The 20,273-nt window shown below is 40.0% G+C and carries 18 protein-coding genes; all 18 read left to right on the top strand.

The genetic code is table 11. The features are described from left to right. Positions 1-38 precede the first annotated feature (38 nt). A complete protein-coding gene (gene trpE, locus AC1TPB_RS02415; RefSeq protein ID WP_482075006.1) occupies positions 39-1,586 on the top strand; it encodes an anthranilate synthase component I in 1,548 nt (515 codons plus the stop codon). A 16-nt stretch (positions 1,587-1,602) separates the two neighbouring features. Beyond that, positions 1,603-2,646, top strand: coding sequence for an anthranilate phosphoribosyltransferase (gene trpD, locus AC1TPB_RS02420; RefSeq protein WP_482075007.1), 1,044 nt, complete (start codon positions 1,603-1,605; stop codon positions 2,644-2,646). Beyond that, a complete protein-coding gene (gene trpC, locus AC1TPB_RS02425; RefSeq protein WP_482075008.1) occupies positions 2,636-3,436 on the top strand; it encodes an indole-3-glycerol phosphate synthase TrpC in 801 nt (266 codons plus the stop codon). The genes trpD and trpC overlap by 11 nt, the downstream gene beginning before the upstream one ends. Further along, complete coding sequence (locus tag AC1TPB_RS02430; protein ID WP_482075009.1) at positions 3,433-4,152, top strand: phosphoribosylanthranilate isomerase; 720 nt, start codon at positions 3,433-3,435, stop codon at positions 4,150-4,152. Before trpC ends, AC1TPB_RS02430 begins: the two co-directional genes overlap by 4 nt. Next, complete coding sequence (gene trpB, locus AC1TPB_RS02435) at positions 4,149-5,345, top strand: tryptophan synthase subunit beta (RefSeq protein ID WP_482075010.1); 1,197 nt, start codon at positions 4,149-4,151, stop codon at positions 5,343-5,345. Before AC1TPB_RS02430 ends, trpB begins: the two co-directional genes overlap by 4 nt. Before the next feature lie 12 nt (positions 5,346-5,357). Continuing rightward, positions 5,358-6,164: a tryptophan synthase subunit alpha gene (gene trpA / locus AC1TPB_RS02440; protein WP_482075011.1), complete on the top strand. Its 807-nt coding sequence runs from the start codon at positions 5,358-5,360 to the stop codon at positions 6,162-6,164. Between the two features lie 221 nt (positions 6,165-6,385). Then, a complete protein-coding gene (gene hisC, locus AC1TPB_RS02445; protein ID WP_482075012.1) occupies positions 6,386-7,483 on the top strand; it encodes a histidinol-phosphate transaminase in 1,098 nt (365 codons plus the stop codon). A gap of 3 nt (positions 7,484-7,486) precedes the next feature. Then, positions 7,487-8,578, top strand: coding sequence for a prephenate dehydrogenase (locus tag AC1TPB_RS02450; protein WP_482075013.1), 1,092 nt, complete (start codon positions 7,487-7,489; stop codon positions 8,576-8,578). 427 nt (positions 8,579-9,005) lie between these two features. Beyond that, the gene (locus tag AC1TPB_RS02455; RefSeq protein WP_482075014.1) at positions 9,006-9,602 is read left to right on the top strand and encodes an RNA polymerase sigma factor; all 597 of its coding nucleotides are present in this window, start codon (positions 9,006-9,008) and stop codon (positions 9,600-9,602) included. Then, entirely contained in the window at positions 9,599-10,207 is a 609-nt protein-coding gene (locus AC1TPB_RS02460; protein WP_482075015.1) for an anti-sigma factor family protein, read from the top strand. Before AC1TPB_RS02455 ends, AC1TPB_RS02460 begins: the two co-directional genes overlap by 4 nt. 64 nt (positions 10,208-10,271) lie before the next feature. Then, positions 10,272-10,871, top strand: a complete 600-nt coding sequence (locus AC1TPB_RS02465) for a histidine phosphatase family protein (protein ID WP_482075016.1) — start codon at positions 10,272-10,274, stop codon at positions 10,869-10,871. 1,178 nt (positions 10,872-12,049) lie between these two features. Further along, positions 12,050-13,906 (top strand): ABC transporter ATP-binding protein, encoded by a 1,857-nt coding sequence (locus tag AC1TPB_RS02470; protein WP_482075017.1) that lies wholly within the window; start codon positions 12,050-12,052, stop codon positions 13,904-13,906. After that, the gene (locus AC1TPB_RS02475) at positions 13,896-15,716 is read left to right on the top strand and encodes an ABC transporter ATP-binding protein (RefSeq protein WP_482075018.1); all 1,821 of its coding nucleotides are present in this window, start codon (positions 13,896-13,898) and stop codon (positions 15,714-15,716) included. Before AC1TPB_RS02470 ends, AC1TPB_RS02475 begins: the two co-directional genes overlap by 11 nt. A gap of 507 nt (positions 15,717-16,223) precedes the next feature. After that, positions 16,224-17,366: an SEC-C metal-binding domain-containing protein gene (locus AC1TPB_RS02480; protein ID WP_482075019.1), complete on the top strand. Its 1,143-nt coding sequence runs from the start codon at positions 16,224-16,226 to the stop codon at positions 17,364-17,366. 214 nt (positions 17,367-17,580) lie between these two features. Continuing rightward, complete coding sequence (locus AC1TPB_RS02485; RefSeq protein ID WP_482075020.1) at positions 17,581-18,753, top strand: hypothetical protein; 1,173 nt, start codon at positions 17,581-17,583, stop codon at positions 18,751-18,753. A gap of 55 nt (positions 18,754-18,808) precedes the next feature. After that, on the top strand, positions 18,809-19,315 hold the full coding sequence (locus tag AC1TPB_RS02490; protein ID WP_482075021.1) for a gamma carbonic anhydrase family protein: 507 nt from the start codon (positions 18,809-18,811) through the stop codon (positions 19,313-19,315). Between the two features lie 22 nt (positions 19,316-19,337). Then, positions 19,338-19,517, top strand: coding sequence for an IDEAL domain-containing protein (locus tag AC1TPB_RS02495; RefSeq protein ID WP_482063653.1), 180 nt, complete (start codon positions 19,338-19,340; stop codon positions 19,515-19,517). 147 nt (positions 19,518-19,664) lie between these two features. Then, the gene (locus tag AC1TPB_RS02500) at positions 19,665-20,087 is read left to right on the top strand and encodes a DUF2487 family protein (protein WP_482075022.1); all 423 of its coding nucleotides are present in this window, start codon (positions 19,665-19,667) and stop codon (positions 20,085-20,087) included. The last annotated feature ends 186 nt before the right edge of the window (positions 20,088-20,273 follow it).

Raw genomic sequence — 20,273 nt, forward strand, 5'->3', positions numbered from 1 at the left:
AGATCGGGCTTATGCCTTGGAAAGTGAGAGTGAAGAATATGACTACTGAATTACAACAAGTTATTTCGTTAGCTAGCCAATATAATCTAATTCCAGTTGTACGCCGTGTAATGGCTGATACGGAAACTCCTATACGATTATTTAAGCATTTTGCTAAGAAGGAGCATGCCTTTTTACTAGAAAGTGTTGAAGGCGGCGCCAAATGGGCTAGATATTCTTTTATCGGAACAGATCCTTTCTTAATGCTATATGGAAAAAATGGTGAAATGGTTTTTGAACAAAATGGGGAAAAGACTTTTTCTTCAGATAAGCCGATTGAACTATTGAAAGCAAAGCTTCGTTCGTTCCGTACTCCTGCGAATACTGATCTTCCTCCATTTACAGGTGGAGCCATTGGATTTTTTGGGTATGATCTATTGCAATATTATGAAAAATTACCTGCGCACCGCGTTGATGATCTCAATATGAACGATATTCAATTTATGTTCTGTGATCAAGTCATCGTCTTTGATCATTTGAAGCAGCAATTGTTATTAGTAAGCAATGTTCATATTGCAGAGGGAGCTACAGATACTCAAATTCAGCTGTCTTATGAGCATACACTTGGCCGTATTGAAGCGATGATTGAAGAAATTAGTGGGGTGAATGTAGCAACGGATATTCCTAGAGGGACGATGGATATGGACCCAGATCTAGGAGAAGTAGAATCTAATGTTACGAAAGAAAAATTTATCGATAATATTCATCAAGCAAAAGAATACATTCGAGCGGGTGATATATTCCAAGTCGTTCTTTCCCAACGTTTCAGTATTGAAACAACGGTTGATCCGCTTCATGTATATCGTGTACTGCGTGTGATGAATCCATCTCCATATATGTACTATTTGAAAATGGGAGAACAAGTAATCGTTGGTACTTCTCCAGAAGCATTAGTGAAAGTGAATGATGGAAAAGTAGAAACTCGTCCCATTGCTGGAACTCGTCCACGTGGTGCTACGGTTGAAGAGGATAAACGACTTGAGCAAGAACTGCTTGCTGATGAGAAAGAGAAAGCAGAGCATTTGATGCTAGTTGATCTAGGCCGTAATGATATTGGCCGTGTATCCGAGTATGGCTCCGTTCGTTGTGATGCATTTATGGAGGTTGAGCGTTATTCTCATGTGATGCATATCGTATCCAATGTATCTGGACAATTACGTGAAGATAAAGATTTCTTTGATGCATTTGTATCTTGTCTTCCTGCAGGAACAGTATCAGGAGCGCCCAAATTACGTGCGATGCAAATTATTGCGGAGCTAGAAAATGAAGCGCGTGGTGCTTATGCAGGAGCAATCGGCTATCTTGGCTTCGGTGGTTCAATGGATACATGCATCACGATTCGTACGATCATATTCCAAAATAACCGAGCTTATGTACAGAGTGGTGCTGGAATTGTATGGGATTCTAATCCTGAAAGTGAATATATGGAAACCGTTAATAAAGCTAAAGCGAGCTTAAAAGCAATTCGAGCGGCGGAGCAAATGTTTGGTACGACGAAAGAGCCTGTACGTACATCTATTAATACGGATTATGAAGTGTTAAATTAAGGAGGGATAGAAAGATATGAGCGAATCAATTAGTATGCAGCAAGCGATCGCCAAATTAGTGTCTAGCAACAATCTTACGAGAGCAGAAGCACAATCCGTCATGACGAAAATTATGAGCGGAGAAGCAACGGCCACGCAAATCGGAGCTATTGCGATCGCGTTAAGAATGAAGGGTGAAACGAAGGATGAGATTACAGGACTAGCAGAAGTGATGCGTAGCTTCTCTAATCATGTTGATAGCAATCAAAGTGGCTTGCTAGATACTTGTGGTACCGGTGGATCTGGAATAAGCAAATTCAATATTTCTACAGCATCTTCACTTATCGCAGCAGCGGCAGGAATTACGGTTGCCAAGCATGGGAATCGTGCGATGTCAGGTAAATCAGGGAGTGCGGATGTGCTAGAAGCACTCGGTGTAAATATCAATGTTACGCCTGAGCAAGCGAAAGCTTGTCTTGATGAAGTTGGCATCTGCTTTATGTTCGCTCAGCTCTATCATCCTTCCTTGAAGCACGCAGCTGCTCCACGTAAAGAAATTGGAACGAGAACGGTTTTCAATATGTTAGGTCCACTTACGAACCCTGCTGGAGCAGATCGACAATTATTAGGTTTATACGATGCTAATAAGACGGAAGTTATTGCTGAGGTTTTGCAAGAGTTAGGAATTACGCGCGCGCTTGTTGTAAGCAGCTTCGATGGCTTGGATGAGATTAGCATTTCAGCGCCGACGAAGGTGTCTGAATTAAAGGACGGCATTGTGCGCACATACCAAATATCGCCCGAAGAGCTTGGCTTAGTCACGCATACTCTTTCTGATGTATTAGGAGGCGAGCCAGCTTATAATGCGCAAATTATTCGTGAAATATTTGCCGGCACACGCCGTGATGGCTATCGTGATATCGTATTAGCTAATGCGGGAGCATGTATATATTTGGGTGGACTTTGCAGCACTCATGTAGAAGGTGTGAAAATCGCAGCAGAGATTATTGATTCTGGAAAAGCTGCGATGAAGCTAGATCAGCTTATTCAAAAGACAGGAGAATTAGATTATGTTTCTTAATAAAATCGTCGAGACGAAAAAGGTTGAAGTGCAGCAATTAGCGGGAAACTTCAAATTGGAACAGGTTGAACAACTTATCGCGACACTTCCTCCATGTCGTGGCTTCGAGCAGGCTTTGCGCGCAGGTGGTCGTAATCGCGAACTAGCATTAATTGCAGAAGTGAAAAAAGCTTCTCCGTCTAAGGGATTAATTCGCGAAGATTTTCACCCGGTAGAGCTGGCACTTGCTTACGAGGCTGCAGGTGCAGATTGTTTATCGGTGTTAACTGATGTAGATTATTTCCAAGGATCCAATGAATATTTGAAAAGTATCTCTGAAGCTGTAAAGGTTCCATTACTGCGTAAAGACTTTATTATAGATTACCGTCAAATTTATGAAGCGAGAGCAATTGGTGCGGATTGCATATTACTTATTGTAGCTATTTTAAGCGATGAGCAGCTTAGTGAATTCCATGACCTTGCGAAAAAACTAGGTATGGACGTGCTTGTTGAAGTTCATGATGCGATCGAACTAGAACGTGTTTTGAAGCTGGATAAAGCGACTTTGATCGGCGTTAATAATCGTAATCTACACACATTTGAAACAAAGCTTGAAACGACGGAGCAATTGATCGGTATGATGCCAGCGCATGTACTGAACATTAGTGAAAGTGGGATATTGAGCGAGCAGGATTATGAATATGTACGCTCGGTAGGCGCGCAAGGATTACTGATCGGCGAACATTTTATGCGCCAAGGTGATGTTGGTCAAGCGATTGAGCAATTAATGGGTCAGGTTACTAAAGTATGAAGCAAGAACGAGTAGAATTGTTGCCAAACAAACCACGTATTAAAATATGTGGCTTGCGCGATGTCGCTACGATAGTGGCGATGGAAGGACTGCCGATTCAAGAGGTAGGATTAGTGTTTGCACCAAGTAAGCGCCAAGTAACGGCTATAGAGGCAGAAGAGCTTGTCGAGGCCATTCATCAGCTTAATGATGAGACTGTGCGTGCTGTCGGCGTGTTCGTGAATCATCCATTAGCAGACATGACATCATTATTGCAGCATGTTCCGCTCGATGTTGTGCAGCTACATGGCAATGAAGATATACAATATTATGCCCAGCTGCATAATGGTTTTCCCGATGTAGCATTGTGGAAAGTAATCTCGATTGAACGAGAGCGTGAGCATAATCGTCAAGAAGAACAGTGGTTCAATGAAGAGCAACAAATTATCGAAGAGCTTACTCCTTATGTACCGTATATTGAAGCGATATTAATTGATGCACCAGGTGGCGGAACAGGAAAACCATTCAATTGGGAAGCGATTGCCACTTATCGTGCCGTAGCAGATCGCTTGGAACGTCCTCTTTACGTTGCAGGTGGGTTACATGCAGGCAATGTGGTGGAATTAATGACAAGCTATCATTGCAATGGTATTGATGTATCGAGTGGTGTAGAATCAGATGGTAAGAAAGATCTGAACAAAATAAATGAGTTTGTCAGAAAGGTGATAGAGGCATGACACAAGTTCCAGATATGAATGGTCGCTTTGGGCCGTTCGGGGGCAGATATGTTCCTGAAACACTAATGAACGCTTTATTAGAATTAGAGAAAGCTTATCTTCACTATTCCAAGGATACCGCATTCCAAGCGGAAATCATTGATTTACTATATCGTTATTCAGGACGTCCAACGTCATTATATTACGCTCCCAACTTAACGGATAAGCTTGGCGGAGCAAAAATCTACTTAAAGCGTGAAGATTTGAATCATACAGGGGCACATAAAATTAATAATGCGATTGCGCAAGGTTTACTTGCTAAGCGCATGGGCAAAACGAAAATTATTGCCGAAACTGGAGCGGGACAACATGGGGTTGCGTCTGCTACAGTCGCAGCTTTACTAGGTCTTGAATGTAAAGTATTCATGGGTGAAGAAGATATGAAGCGTCAACAGTTGAACGTTTTCCGGATGAATTTACTTGGTGCAGAAGTAGTGCCTGTTACTAGTGGAACTCGCACATTGAAGGATGCTTGTAACGAGACACTTCGCTATTGGGTTAGTAACGTAACCGATACGTATTATATTCTTGGTTCGGCAACAGGTCCGCATCCATATCCAATGATGGTTCGCGATTTCCAACGAATTATTGGTGATGAGGCTCGTGAGCAAATACTGAAATATGAAAATAAATTACCGGATTATGTTGTTGCGGCTGTCGGTGGTGGTAGTAATGCGATCGGAATCTTCTACCCATTCATCCAAGATGAAACTGTAAAACTATTAGGTGTTGAAGCTGCTGGTCGTGGCGTTGAGACCGATGAGCATGCTGCTACGATGACCAAAGGTCGTCATGGTGTATTCCAAGGCTCCATGAGCTACGTTCTGCAAGATGAGCACGGTCAAGTTCTGCCTGCGCATTCCATTTCTGCGGGTCTAGATTATCCTGGAGTTGGTCCTGAGCATTCTTACTTGAAGGATAGCGGTCGTGCTCAGTATGTACCGATTACGGATGCGGAAGCATTAGCTGCTTTGCAGGAGCTGTCTCGTACAGAAGGAATTATTCCAGCGCTAGAATCAGCACATGCGATCGCACAAGTGATTAAGCTAGCTCCAACATTAAGTAAAGATCAAACCATCGTAGTAAGCTTGTCAGGTCGTGGAGACAAAGACGTAGAAGCTATTATGGGCTACTTAGGTAATGAACAACTATAGGAGGTGACCACAATGAATTTAATCGATAAAAAGTTTGCTGAACTGAAGGAACAGAATAAAACGGCATTAATACCGTTTATTTCAGTTGGTGATCCAACGATTGCAATAACAGTAGATATTATCAAAACGATCGAAGCAGCAGGAGCAGATATTGTTGAGCTAGGTGTGCCTTATTCTGATCCGTTAGCAGATGGTCCAGTTATTCAACGTGCATCTCAGCGAGCGCTACAACATAGCATCACATTAACGGATTGTATTAATCTAGGCAGTACATTGCGCGGTGAAGGTGTTAGAATTCCATTAATACTGTTTACCTACTATAATCCGATTTTCCAATTTGGCTTAAAGTCATTTTTTGACCTTGTGAAAAGCAATGATATTAGTGGACTTATTATACCTGACCTGCCGATTGAAGAAGATCGTGAAGTTAGGGAATTAGCGTTGAAATACGATATTCATCTTATTCCATTAGTTGCACCAACATCCAATGAGCGTATTATTCGTATTACACAGCATGCGAAGGGCTTCGTGTATTGCGTTTCTTCACTAGGTGTAACTGGCGAGCGAACGAATTTCCATGATGGTATTGATGAATTTCTAAGCGTAGTTAAAGATGCAACGTCAGTTCCGATTGCGATTGGCTTTGGTATTTCAAGTCGTGAGCAGGTAGCGCGTTTCGAAGGAAATTGCGATGGTGTTATTGTAGGTAGTGCCATCGTTCGTACGATTGAGAATAGCATACCATTGCTACAGGACGCAGCTACAAAGCAAGAGGGACTCAAACAAATCGGTGATTTTGTTGCGAGCCTGAAAGGATAATAGATGTAGTAACGTTATTATTACTTACTAAGCTTTGAATGGATACAATAGTCACTAGGAATATCGAGTCGTATACATGATGGACATTTGTCTTTCGTGTATACGACTTTTTCTGTAAATGTTTTAACGTCTACTTTAAAAGCAACATAAGTTGTGAGACAATACGAAGTAGTCGCTATTTAATGCGTTAATGCAAATATAGACAAAGAGGTGAATGGCCCATGCAGCCAAAATTGAATATTATGCATCTACCAGTGTATCAGCCTGGTAAACCAGTTGAAGATGTCAAAAGAGAATTAGGTTTAGACGAAGTTATTAAATTAGCATCCAATGAAAATCCGCGAGGTTATTCGCCGTTAGCTAAAGCAGCGATGCTTGAAGAAATAGATCAACTACACTTGTATCCTGACGGTGCAAGTGTTGAATTAACAGAAGTCCTTGCACGCAAAATTAATGTCAATAACGATCAAATTATTTTTGGTACAGGCTCAAGCGATATTATATTGATGATTGCTCGTGCATTCCTAGTTGCTGGCGATGAGACAGTAATGGCAGACGAGACGTTCTCCCAATATAAACATAATGCTGAGATCGAAAATGTGAAGCTAGTCGAGGTACCGCTGATAGATGGTAAGCATGATCTTCCGGCAATGCTTGCAGCAACAACTGAGAGAACGAAAGTGCTGTGGATTTGTAATCCAAATAATCCAACAGGTACAATTATTGCTCATGAGGATATGCTCTCCTTCTTAGATCAAGTACCTAAGCATGTGTTAGTTGTTCTTGACGAAGCATACGGAGAGTATGTATTCGATACTAATTTCACAGATGGCGTTCAATTACTAGATAAATATAATAACTTAGTTGTACTACGGACTTTCTCCAAAGTATATGGACTCGCTGCGAATCGAATTGGTTATGGAGTAGGTAATGCTGCAGTAATTCGTACCATTAATCAAGTGCGTGAGCCATTCAATACAGGTCGCTTAGCGCAAGTTGCAGCAAAAGCTTCGCTTCAAGATGATGCGTTCCTAGAACAATGTCGCACAGCAAACCGTGCCGGATTAGATTATTTACATGGGCAATTTACACGTATGAAGCTGGAGTTTTTTGAAGGTCATGGTAACTTCGTTATGGTCGATGTGCGTACGCCTTCTATGGAAATATTCAATCTTATGCTGCGTAAAGGTATTATTATTCGAGCGGGCTGGAAGCAATATCCAACCTGTATTCGAGTGTCTGTTGGTACAGCGGAGCAAAATGAAAAGTTCATTAACGCTCTTGAGCAAGTTCTAACAGAATTGGCGGTGCTAACTTAATTGATGACAAAGGTAGCAATATTTGGTGTAGGTCTTATCGGAGGCTCTATCGCGTTATGCTTAAAGGGACAACCGAATATTACCGTTGTTGGATATTCTAATCGTAGTTCTTCTGTTGAGAAGTATGTTCAACGTGGCGTTGTAGATAGTGGCACGACATCGGTAGAAGAAGCGGCACTAGACGCAGATTTTATTTTCTTATGTGTACCGGTTGGTCTAATGGATGACTATATGAAGCAGCTAAGCGAGCTTGATCTTAAGCCAGGCTGCATTATAACAGATGTCGGCAGTACAAAAGCGTCTGTAATGGCTTCTGCGCAAGTGTTCAAGCAAACTTCAGCAATATTCATTGGTGGTCATCCAATGGCCGGATCAGAGCGTTCAGGTGTCGAAGCGGCATCTAGTCGATTGCTGGAAAATGCTTTCTATGTACTTACCGCATCGGAAGATACACCAGCAGCTAGTCTTAATCAGTTGATCGAGCTATTGAGTTACACACGAGCTCAAATTGTCCCCGTTGATGCAAAGGCTCATGATACGATTGTAGGAGCAATTAGCCATTTGCCACATATTATTGCAGTTGGGCTTGTGAATCAGATTCGTGGCTACAATGATAATGATGGTCTCTATGAAACGTTGGCTGCGGGAGGCTTCCGCGATATTACGCGGATTGCGTCGGGTGATCCATCATTATGGCGCGATATATTGCTAGATAATAAAGTTGTGCTGTTGAAGTTGCTTAAAGATTGGCAAAACAATATGGATCAGTTCAAGCAGCTACTGGAGCAGGATGATGGCGATGGCATTGTACATGCGTTTCATCAAGCGGGCAATTTCCGCAGTAAAATGCCAGAAAGAAGAAAAGGAATGCTGCATTCAATTTACGATTGTTATGTAGATATTCCCGATCATCCTGGTATTATTGGTTCTATTGCTAGTGAATTGGGTAATGCTCAAATCAACTTAAGCAATATTCAAATTATTGAAAATCGCGAACAAATTCCTGGCGTGTTGAAGCTTAGCTTTAGAACGCAAGAACATCTTGATCAAGCTATTGTATTATTAGGGCAACAAGGGTATAAAGTAGAGCAATAACTTAGAATAGATCATAAATATAACGCTTATGAGAGGATTTTCCTTTCATGAGCGTTTTTTAATGTTACATTCTTACAATCTATTCTATCAATAAAAAACGAGGTAAATACAAGTGATTTGTACAATTTTAGGGAGAAATATATTGAAAATAAAAATGTAAGCGCTTATTGACAAACTGGAAGCGTATACATATAATGAATATATAGTATGGTTTCTCTCCACTCCTATCCAATAACTCTTGTGTTCATAGATGGACACGGACCACTCCTTCAGAGTGGTCTTTTTTTTTCTTTTAACATAAACGATAATAGACTATGATAGTAAGTGATGATTGATTATATATAAAACGCAACTTTTTGATCCGAAATCAGTATAAATGTATAGTGGATTTCGGGAATAAATTGCAGGTGGAGGAGGTTCGCCTGTCATGACAGATTCCCAGATAATACGTGAAATAAAGGATGGCAATGTCGAACTCTACTCTGAGCTTATGAATCGCTATCAACGTAGAATCATGGCCTTTATCTATCATATGTTGAAGAGCGCCAAACTAGAGTCTCTCTCTGAGGATCTATGCTCTGAAACTTTTTATAAAGCGTACCGCAGTTTGCATACTTTTCGCGAAATAGATGCGACCTTTTCTACATGGCTTTATACGATTGCGCGAAACACAGTATTAAGTGAGCTACGTAAGCAAAAAGCAGCTTATGTTTCGATAGAGGAAGTCAACATGGAACCGATTGTTTCAGATGATGCAACACCAGAACAGCAGCTTCTTATTAATGAACGAATGGATAAGGTTCGTGCAGCGATCAATAATTTGCCTGAAAAACAACGTTCAGCTATTATTCTTCGTGAATACGAACAAATGGATTACCAAGAAATTGCCAATATACTAGGACAAACGGTTAGCTCGGTGAAGTCGTTATTATTCAGAGCTAGAGCCAGTATTAAACAACAGCTTGAGGCGTATATTGAGCAGGATAGATCAAGCGATGATTATGAAAGGATGTATCGGAAATGAAATGTAATGAGATCGAACAATTCATAGATAGCTATTTAGAACTGGATGAAGACGATCCGTTGCGTATTGAAATCGAAGCCCATTTATTCGATTGTGAGCATTGCTCATCATTATTAGAACTGGACTTTAGTTCTATTTCATTCTCTGAGTTGTCTTTCGCGGATACTGACATAAAACAAACAAATATTGATTATATTAACAAACATGTAATGGATAGAATCTATGCTGAAGAAGCATGGTACATGCCGATCGCAACCAAAAATTATCATTTTTCACGCAATTTTAGACGTAATATTGCCATGATCATCGCTTGTTGCCTGGCGATGTTTTCAATCGCATTATTTGTATTTATTTTTGATTATAAGGAAGATACGAAATCCACAATTGCTGCAAACATTTCTGGGGTAGTAGATATTGCATCTGCTGAAAGTGTTAGCTTAGTTAGTTCTAATATTTACAGGGGTCAAATACCTGTTGCAAGTATTAGCGACCCGATTGTCATGCAAGTCGTTCCAACCTTTCCGCAATATTACGTAGCTTTATCACTACTTGGAATAATCATGACGATTCTTGTGTTAAATTGGTTTACGAGAACGCGTAGTTAACCTGCATCACTTCGTTATCAAAGTCTGTTTTTTGAACAACCTCTAAAAAAAGGAGAGAGATATTGTGTTAATAGGTCTTGTGCGCCACGGCGAAACACACTGGAATGCGATTAAACGAATTCAAGGTCAAACGGATATTCCGCTCAATGAGAATGGGATTACGCAAGCAAAATTGCTAGCAAGCCGACTTCAATCCGACGAAGTGATTTGGGATTACGTCGTGACAAGCGATTTGGAACGCGCTAAAGCAACAGGCGCCCATATTCACGAGACGCTACAAATACCGCTTCTTACTGTGGATGAGCGTCTTAGGGAACGTTTTTTTGGACAGGTTGAAGGAACTACTTTAGAGGAACGTGTTGCTAAGTGGGGAGAAGATTGGAAAAGTCTAGATTTGGGAGCAGAATCCGTAGAGAACATGCGTTCAAGAGGCGTTGCAATATTAGACGAGCTATATGTGAAGTATCCGACTTCTAATATTTTGTGCGTTACGCATGGTAGTTTTATTGCTCACTTGTTGCTTGAATTGTTCCCTGATCTTGAAGATGAGCGGATTGGGAATTTATCATACTCCATATTAGAACGTAATGAAGCGGGATGGAAACTTTTATTATACAATTGCAATAAACATCTTGAACAAGATACTATATCTAGCACAACATAATTTCAAGTCGACATGAAATATTATTGCGTAGCAGAAGTAACTTAATTATGGAAGACCTTAATTAATTGAGGTGGGAAAAGGTTGCATGAAATGGTTTGGAGAGAAAAACTTATGCTAGAGCCAACATCATCGGAGTTTGTTGAAGTAAACACAAAAATAGAAGTGTCGCAGATAAATACGAAAAATTAGTACATGATTATTTTAGGGGAAATAAAAAATAATGCTTATTTTATATGGCTCAATCTCATAATAAGTGCTGGACTGTTTAAATTTGTATACGTAAGCGGATATTAGGTACGTTATGGGCATGATTGATCATTTTTCAGATAGCTTTCGCTGGCCCCTTAGTACTCGTGTATATAACAAAGCCCAAATTAGCCTTAATGTGCGCTGGATGGGGCTACTGAGGCGTTCGCTGCTGAGCGCAGTATATCCCAAACCCATAGTGGACTCACAGGACCTTATTTCTACGTTCTCCGCTCATTTCGAGTTTACGCGGACTCACAGGACCTAAATCACTCGTTTGCTAGTAAATGTTCAGTATTAAACGATCAATAGCGTCCTATGAGTCCTCTTACATCCTAAAGTGTTGGTTTTTAACTAATTAGTGTCCTGTGAGTCCGCTTGTTTGTGCTTCATTCCCCACTTGCGGCGTAGCAACGAGAAACGTTAGTTCAATGAAAGGCTATATACAACGATGAAGGAGCTGCCACGGCAGCTCCTTTTACATATTCATAAAATAGGGCGATTTTGTACATTTATCCGACATGTACGAGACTTTTACAATGTCATGATGGAACTTTAAAATACAGACCAATCCTACTCCTGGGATGAAAAAGCAATCCCGCCTCCATTATAAAACTTCCATAGTCTACCACGACAATCCTTCCTTTGTACATGGCTGAATTGACACGTCTCATCCATAAGCTGAATTCCTGCTTTCCCAAACTTCTTTCTGAGGCAGTATCAAAAAAACATACTTAAATCTTCTAGGATTCATAACTCACAAAACGGCTATGCCTTTTTGTCTGTTTTTGTATATAAATTACAATACATATAATCTATGGGGTTGTTTTCCATTATTTCTTGTAGTACATTTTGAATTACTAATAATTAGGTGAGCTTTTTTCAAAAGGCTGATTGAAAGTTCTTAACGATACAGGGGGGAAGGAACGATCTTGCAGAAGCTAAGCCATAAATTCCAACATATTAAAGACAATATCGCCAACAACTTATTTATTTTCAAATTAGCATGGAGTATACATCCGCAGAGAGTGGTGGCTGAATTTGCAGTTCAAGCCGGCAGACAGCTTGCTAATGTATTTTTTACCGTATATTTCATGAAGTACATCATTGAGTCCATATCAATCGAAAGGGATTTTCAGCAAATTTTCAATTTCATAATCCTGACATTGGTTTTGATGCTCGCATTAGTCTTGCTGGACAATTGGTATGATTATCGCTTCAGGCCTTTAAGCGATCTCAAGTTATATGAGAAGCTGTATCTTATTCTTTTTCGCAAGGCTGCATCCGTGGAATTGAAGTGTTTTGAGGATCATGAGTTTTATAATAAATATACCAAAGCCATCCAAGAAGCGGATCAACGAGTAAGCGCTGTTCTTGAAAATCTCTCTAGAATTATATTCGTCTCGCTTGCAACGATTAGTATATTTGCCGTGATGTACGCCATAGATCCGTGGGTGGTATGGTTTGCTTTATTGCCGATTATCGGCAATTTTTATTTTGGAAAAAAGCTGAACCGAATTCAGTTCCAGCAAAATAATGAGCGAGTACCCTACCAAAGAAAAATGGACTATGTAAACCGTGTCATTTATTTATCGCACTTTGCCAAGGAAATTCGGTTGTCCCGTATTTTTTCAGTTCTGAGAAACACTTATATAGAAGGGTATGACGGTGTCATTTCTGTCGTTCATAAGTATCGAGTAAAGGCGGGAGTCATTTCCTTTTTCAAAATATTTACTACCTTCACGCTCATATTCCAAGGGATTTTGCTGTACGGTGCTTATCTAGCAATTGTTAAGCAATCGATTTCTATCAGCTCCTTTATCGTTCTTGGAAGCGCAATGGTTGGTGGCGCATGGTCGCTCATCCGGCTGTCTGACAGTTTTGTAGAGATCAACAAAAACGGCATATACATCGAAAATTTAAAAACTTTTTTAAACTATGTTTCCGAAATCCAGGAGGATGCCGATCCAGTCAAACCAATCGCGCCGCCGATACAGAAATTAACATTTCGGCAGCTTCAATTTACGTATGATGGAGCAGATAGGCCCTCTATTCGCCATATTACGATGGAAGTGAATAAGAATGAGAAAATTGCTCTTGTCGGCCACAATGGAGCAGGGAAATCAACGTTAATCAAGCTCATGATGCGATTGTACGATCCTACTGAGGGAGAAATATTGTTAAACGACCGCAATATAAAAGAGTTTGATCTCATGTCCTATCGCTCACTGTATGGAACCGTATTTCAGGATTTTAAGATTTTTTCGATGACAATTGCAGAGAATGTACTTATGCGCGATGTGGACACCGAAGCTGACCGCCAGCTCGTCATAAATGCGCTCAAGAAAAGCAGAGTATACGATAAGGTAGCCACTTTGCCGGAGGGAATAGATACGATGCTTACAAAGGAGTTTGATGAACAAGGAGTTGTTTTATCAGGCGGCGAGTTTCAAAAGATTGCGATCGCGCGCATTTTTGCACAACAGGCCGAACTACTCATTCTTGATGAGCCTACAAGCGCCCTCGACCCGATTGCGGAATTTGAAATTTTTGAAAGTATGATGGAAGCCTGCAAGGATAAAGCCGTTGTCATTATTTCTCACCGCATGTCATCCGCTATGCTGGCAGATCGCATTTATTACATGGAGGATGGCGAAATTCAAGAGTCTGGCTCACACATGGAATTGATGCAGCTGCAGGGGAAATATGCGGAGCTATTCTTAAAGCAAGCAGAAAAGTATGTTGATCAAGAAGAGTTGGCTGGGGTGGTGAATCTGCATGAAGCCTAATAAGCATAGCTTTACTCGGGTCCTTAAAAATAATTGGTTTATTTTGAAATACGGGCTGCGCTATTCGCGCAAATATATCATCTTTACATGCTTGTATGCATGCTTGCAGGAAATCGAAATTTTTATCGAACATGTCCTTTTGATTAAGTTTGTGTTCGACAGCGTTCAATATGGAACTTCCTTTTCTACGGTTGCCTTATATATCGGACTAACAATTTTGTTTATCGCAATCTGTTTTGTGCTGGACAGTATTTACTACCAGAGCGTTGAACCTAAAGGAAAAGAATTGCTGTATCAAAAGATAAGGATGGATCTCTACGAAAAAGCGATTAGTACCGATTTGGCGAATTATGACGATCCCGTTTTTTATAATGATTATGTGTGGAGCGCCAATGATGCTCATAATCGAATTGATGCTACGATAAACACCATCAGAACAATTTGCAAATCCGTTACGGTTATCATGACCTCTATAAGCTTTTTCCTGTTCGTTGACAAGCTTGGTCTGCTGTTTGTGCTCGCGTCCTTCATTTTAACTCTGATTGTCAGCATGATCACCAATAAAATCAGGTACAAAATGAGGATGGAGCTTAACGAAAAGGATCGTAAACGAATCTATTTGAAGCGGTTGTTTTACTTGGCTGATTATGCGAAGGAATTAAGACTTTATTCCATCAAGGAGAAATTTTTTAGAGATTTCACTGATACACATAAAGAGATGCACGGAATCGTGCAAAAGCATTCGAAAAAGCAGTTCTGGTTAAACTTCTCCTCTGAGTATTTTTTTAGTGAGTTGATTTTGAGCGGCTTGTACGTCGTTTATGTTGTGTTTATGACGTTAGTGAAAGGAACGTTAAGCTATGGAAGCGCGGTTACGTTGCTCAATTCATCCTGGCGTTTAAAGGGCAATTTGCAATATATGACGACACTTATTAGCCAGATGCAAGAAAACAGCCTCTATATTGAGAAGTTAAGAAGCTTCCTAGATCAAAAGAACGGTCTGATAGAAGCTGAAGATCCAATACCTGTGCCGAATAAGTTTACTGAATTAACTCTAAGAGAGTTATCATTCCAATATGGTCAATCCGGGCCACCAATCCTCCAAAACATTAATTTAAGTATCAAGCCTGGAGAAAAAATTGCAATCGTTGGCTACAATGGTGCGGGAAAAACGACATTGACGAAGCTGATCATGCGTCTATACGATGCAAGCTCGGGAGAAATTCGTTTAAATGGGATACCAATCGATCAATTGAAGCTGGACGATTACCGAATGAAGATTAGTTCCGTGTTTCAGGATCATCAGTTGTTCGCTGCTACGCTTTCTCAAAACGTCGTCATGAACCATGCTACATCAGGTGATTCCTATCTGATAAGCGAAGCGCTGGAGAAAAGTGGTTTTGGCAGTAAGCTGCAATCTTTGCGACTAGGGATCGAGACTTCCGTTACTAAGGAATTTGACGATGCCGGGATCGAGTTATCTGGCGGAGAGGCTCAGAAGGTGGCGATCGCAAGAGTATTCGCCAAGCCAACTCTTCTTATTATATTAGACGAGCCTTCCAGCGCATTGGACCCTATGAGTGAATACCATTTGAATCAAGTCATGCTAGAGAAGGCAGAAGATAGACCGATCATTTTCATTTCTCATCGCTTATCGACTACCAAAATGGCGGATCGCATTCTCATGATGGAAAATGGTCAAATTATTGAGCAAGGTTCACACGAAGAGCTTATGAGAATGGACGGGAAATACGCTCAAATGTTTAACCTTCAGGCGTCCAGATATCGCCTGGTCGTTGGAACTTCTTAACAATGCATTATCTTCATTACTCATGTGCTCCATTCAATTTGAATGAGAAAACGCCTTTATCTATTTAGGTTCATTTTATAGACGCTAAATACACACGTTTTTCAGTGGCCACGTTGCAGAGGCGCTCTTTTTTATGCAAAGTCCAAATTATTCGTTTTACAGGAATTCTAACGGGGAACGTTAGCTGAATAAATCGCCGGCATGGAGGGCGGTTTTCTTCAGGTTGAAAATCAAATGCAAATAAAGATAAGCAGTCAAGTTGGTTGATATATGAACTATGGATTAGTCCGAATAATGACAAGGTGGAAATTGTTACAGGTGGCAAATTGTCTGACCTAGAATGAAGCGATAATTACTAACTAATCTAGCGAAATAAAGCTTCTTAATGATCTATTCACTCATTTTCAAATGATTGGAAATTTTGAGCAATTGTTGTGCAGACTTATGATTTACGGTATCATATACTTTTGGACATGTTATTAAGAATGAGAAATGAGGCTTTTGAAAATGTCAGTAGCTACAGAGAATGCAGCACGCACTGGGGCAAGTCAAGTATTTGATTTACAGCTTGCGCTTGAGGGCTTGTCTAAAGATATATTAACAAATATACGCAAGCATGCCGTTATCAAAAATGCTAGTAAGTTGAATCGAGAACAACTTAAGCAAACGATCATTGAACAATTAGCAGCTGCCTATGAACTTGAATTACCTTCCCTACTTGAATTGTTTGATGAGGAGAGAGTAGAGCTTCTGCAAGAGGTTGTTCGTCGTAAAGGTAATCTCGCTTTCAATGAACAGTTAACAGCGCAGCAACTTCGGTATTGGTTGGAATTGGGACTGTTATTCCAAACGACGATTAATGGGCAAGCTGTCATTGCTATGCCGAATGAATTAATTAATGTAGTCGATCAACATCTACAGAAGCTAGACTTCAAACGAATAGCTTTGAATAGTAATTTAATTGATACGGTTAAAGGAATGATGTATTACTATGGTGCGCTAACGCATGAGCAACTTAATACGATCCTTTCTAGATATGCTGTATTTGGCCAAATAGAAGTTCCCTATATGCATCTCGTTATTAACTACCGCCATTATCATAATGATCTAGGGTTGAATGAACAGTTTGTACATCATGCTGCGATACCTGATCCTACTCTAATTGCGAAAGAACATAACCAACGTCAAGAAGTAGATTATGCTTATTTCACTGCACTAGAATTGCATAAAGCGGGTGCAGAACGTTATATCCATAGGACACAAGCTCATCAGCTCCTCGTTGATTTCTTAGTAAAACAGTTCAAAGTGCTTCAACAAGATGCCTATTTGATTGCTGATCAGGCTGAATTCGGAATTCGTGCTGGTTTGCAGCTTCAAGACTTGGTTGAATATATACAGCGAGAACTAGTTATTCAAGACGAACAGCAACTTAATTTGTTGTTGCCTCGATTAATAATTATGTACAACAATACGCCGCAATGGTTTTTGAAGGGACATCATGCTACTAGTTTAGCTAACAATAGTGAACAAGCAGAAGCCTCGCAGCAACAACCGATATCTAATGAGCACGCTGCGCAACAGATTGGTCGCAATGATCCTTGTTATTGCGGTAGTGGCAAGAAATATAAAAAGTGCTGTATTAACAAATAAATAGTTAGATAGTCAAGGCAATCTCCATTCGTTCATTTCGGGCGAGTATAGATTGCCTTTTTGTTTGCGCAATAGGTGAACCAATTATAATTTGCTGAGATTAGTATTCAATTTTTGTCGCAAAGTATGAAATAGGTAAAAATAGTAATACTAGAAACTATAAGCTAGAACTTTTGATCAACGTAATTACGATGTTTGCGAGAAAGGAGATCCAATGAATTTATCAGATATGCTGAGCTATGCCGATATTACTCAACTCACAAAAATAGCTTCTGTGTATGGTTGTGAGTGTAATGGAAATTCAAAGCATGAATTAATTCAGTCCATTCTAGCAACAGTACATAGACGTGATGTCATTAAAGAGAAATTAGCAAAAATGGAGCTAGAGGAATTAAGGTTCGTCAATTATTTATTGTTTGAAACTCGGAAGTCCTATAGCTTAGAAGATTTACTTGCTAGAGTGCAACAGTGTAGATTTCCAGCTAGGAATGAAGTTCGGAATACAAGTGTCACGGTCGTAGAAACAAAGCCGAAAGTAAAATCCAAAAAATCTACTAAGCAGCAAGTCATTGAATTAACACCGCGTGAAATTATTGCAAAATTCAAACAGCAAGGTTGGTTGTTCAATGGATATGGTGGCGGTGATCGTTATTTGTTCCATGTGCCCCAGGATTTGAAGGAAAGATTCAAAGTCACATTGGCTGAAGTGCTATCGGTTTCGATTGAGCGGGGAGCAGAACCACCAGCTTATCGCGAAGAAGGAGGTCAATTATTACTAGATATGAAAGTGATGCTCAATTTCATCGATACTTATAAGCCAAACGTTGCTATTGATGGGATTATGCACAGAAGATTTGTTGTTCAACTGAATGAACTATTTGCAATACAAGAAGAATTACCTGGCAAAGGTGCATGGAAATTTGGCTATGGTAAAGGTTTTGGTGACTATCCAGATCGGATGGCATTTATGAACGATTATTGCTATGCAAAGGGTTGGCTAGCTATCGAAAGTGACACGATTGTCTTAACTAGAAGCGGGAAATTGGCTAAAGACAATATGAATTATGAAGAGATGCAAGCTATAATCTCACATTGGCTCAAGCTTTATAAAGGAGCAATTCCGAATATTACTTCGTTATATTATTGGATTTGTAGTTTGTCTAAGGAATGGACGACATTGAAATCTTTTGAAACGGTACTTGAGCCTTACATAAGACCTTACTATTTCGATTCAGCCGGAGCTATTTTGCATCAACGGATTGTGAAAATGCTGCTGCATTTCGGTATCATTGCAATCGGAGAAACGGAGCAAGGAGTCGTAATGAAAAGGTCGGTCTTCGGACATAGAATGATCGATAGCTTTCCAGTCAGTAATGAGAAACATTGACAATCTGTAAGCTCATTGTTAGAATTTCCCTACGTTTTAAGAGGGGGATGATCGTATGTTATTGCCGTATAAAGGCTTAATGCCAACACTTAGTAACGATGTCTTTGTTGCTGAAGGTGCGAAAATAATTGGAGAAGTTTCAATCGGTCAACAAAGCACAATTTGGTATAATGCTGTACTACGTGGTGATTTGGCTCCAATTCGGATTGGTGATCGCTGTAATATACAAGATGGTGTTGTTGGACATGTGAATACACTGCAGCCGCTAATTTTGGCGGATGAAGTATCTGTCGGACACGCTGCGATCATTCACGGCTGCAATATTGGGAGAGGAAGCTTTATCGGCATGGGGGCTATTGTACTTAACGGTGCAGAGATTGGTGAATATGCTTTAATAGGGGCAGGTGCTGTCATTACGGAAAATAAAAAAATCCCGCCCTATACATTATCTCTTGGGACGCCAGCTAAAGTTGTTCGTGAGTTAACGGAAGATGATCTAGCTAGAATGAAAAGAACAATGGAAAGCTATGTAGCTAAAGGATATGAGTATAGGAATGTATAGCACCGTTATGGAGGTGTTACCTATCGATAAGATGAATGTAAAATACGAAGCGATGTTAGCATTAACTGCTGAAATGATATTGGACGATGCGTTAAAAAATTATCAGCGCAATAAGCTTGAAACGAAAATAGATGAAGCACTGGCAACAGGTGATGAACATTTGTTTTATGAACTTAGTACTCAATTAAAGCAGTTAAAATAGTGGTTCCAATAATAAAGGCCTTCGGATGCGAGTTAGCTATAGCATTTGAAGGCTTTCTTCTGTAATATTGTAAGGAGTAGTTCAAAAAGCGGACTTTCATTGAAATAGGTAGTTCAAAAAGAAGCAAAAGTTTCAGGAGGGACAACAGTGAAATTTAGTGAAATACAGCAGGAGCAGTGGGAGGAACTTAAGCCTTATCTTGACACTTGCTTGCTACCGATAACTGGATTAGACGGTAGTGAATCACCTGTTGAAGCAACGTTAGCATTAGAAAACTTAAGAGATATTATGGAGTTGGTTGAAATCCCTTACAAAGGCAGAGTTGTTACTTATCCTGCCTGCCATTACATTAGCATCGACCCGGCTGCCCAGGCGCAAATAGCTTCATATTGTCGTGCTTTAAGAGGACAAGGCTTTAAGTACATCATCCTTATTACTGCCAAATTACATACTGAGTTTAAAATTAATGAAGCGGATCTGTGGATTACCCCTACAGAAAATGGCGAAAATCCATCATCTGATCAAGTGAATTTACAAATTCGTGAACTGTGGAGTCACAATAGGACATAAATAACATGATAAATATGTATGAAATGGTTCGTAATAGGGGAAAACAATGCCAATAGAATGCTAATTGTGACAAATTGACAACAAATTATTGAACGATATTTCCTAATTGTCGCAAATGTCCTGTCAAATTGTTGACGGTATTTGGTAGCTAGGCTATTATAATTATGTCCTAGTTCATCATTTGGC

The organism is Paenibacillus sp. Y951 (assembly GCF_056786395.1).

Coding starts and splice junctions, on each gene's coding strand:
- trpC (WP_482075008.1), top strand. CDS start 2,636: ATGTTTCTTAATAAAATCGTCGAGACGAAAAAGGTTGAAGTGCAGCAA.
- AC1TPB_RS02485 (WP_482075020.1), top strand. CDS start 17,581: ATGAATTTATCAGATATGCTGAGCTATGCCGATATTACTCAACTCACA.
- trpB (WP_482075010.1), top strand. CDS start 4,149: ATGACACAAGTTCCAGATATGAATGGTCGCTTTGGGCCGTTCGGGGGC.
- AC1TPB_RS02455 (WP_482075014.1), top strand. CDS start 9,006: ATGACAGATTCCCAGATAATACGTGAAATAAAGGATGGCAATGTCGAA.
- AC1TPB_RS02430 (WP_482075009.1), top strand. CDS start 3,433: ATGAAGCAAGAACGAGTAGAATTGTTGCCAAACAAACCACGTATTAAA.
- trpE (WP_482075006.1), top strand. CDS start 39: ATGACTACTGAATTACAACAAGTTATTTCGTTAGCTAGCCAATATAAT.
- trpA (WP_482075011.1), top strand. CDS start 5,358: ATGAATTTAATCGATAAAAAGTTTGCTGAACTGAAGGAACAGAATAAA.
- AC1TPB_RS02450 (WP_482075013.1), top strand. CDS start 7,487: ATGACAAAGGTAGCAATATTTGGTGTAGGTCTTATCGGAGGCTCTATC.
- AC1TPB_RS02490 (WP_482075021.1), top strand. CDS start 18,809: ATGTTATTGCCGTATAAAGGCTTAATGCCAACACTTAGTAACGATGTC.
- hisC (WP_482075012.1), top strand. CDS start 6,386: ATGCAGCCAAAATTGAATATTATGCATCTACCAGTGTATCAGCCTGGT.
- AC1TPB_RS02475 (WP_482075018.1), top strand. CDS start 13,896: ATGAAGCCTAATAAGCATAGCTTTACTCGGGTCCTTAAAAATAATTGG.
- AC1TPB_RS02460 (WP_482075015.1), top strand. CDS start 9,599: ATGAAATGTAATGAGATCGAACAATTCATAGATAGCTATTTAGAACTG.
- AC1TPB_RS02480 (WP_482075019.1), top strand. CDS start 16,224: ATGTCAGTAGCTACAGAGAATGCAGCACGCACTGGGGCAAGTCAAGTA.
- trpD (WP_482075007.1), top strand. CDS start 1,603: ATGAGCGAATCAATTAGTATGCAGCAAGCGATCGCCAAATTAGTGTCT.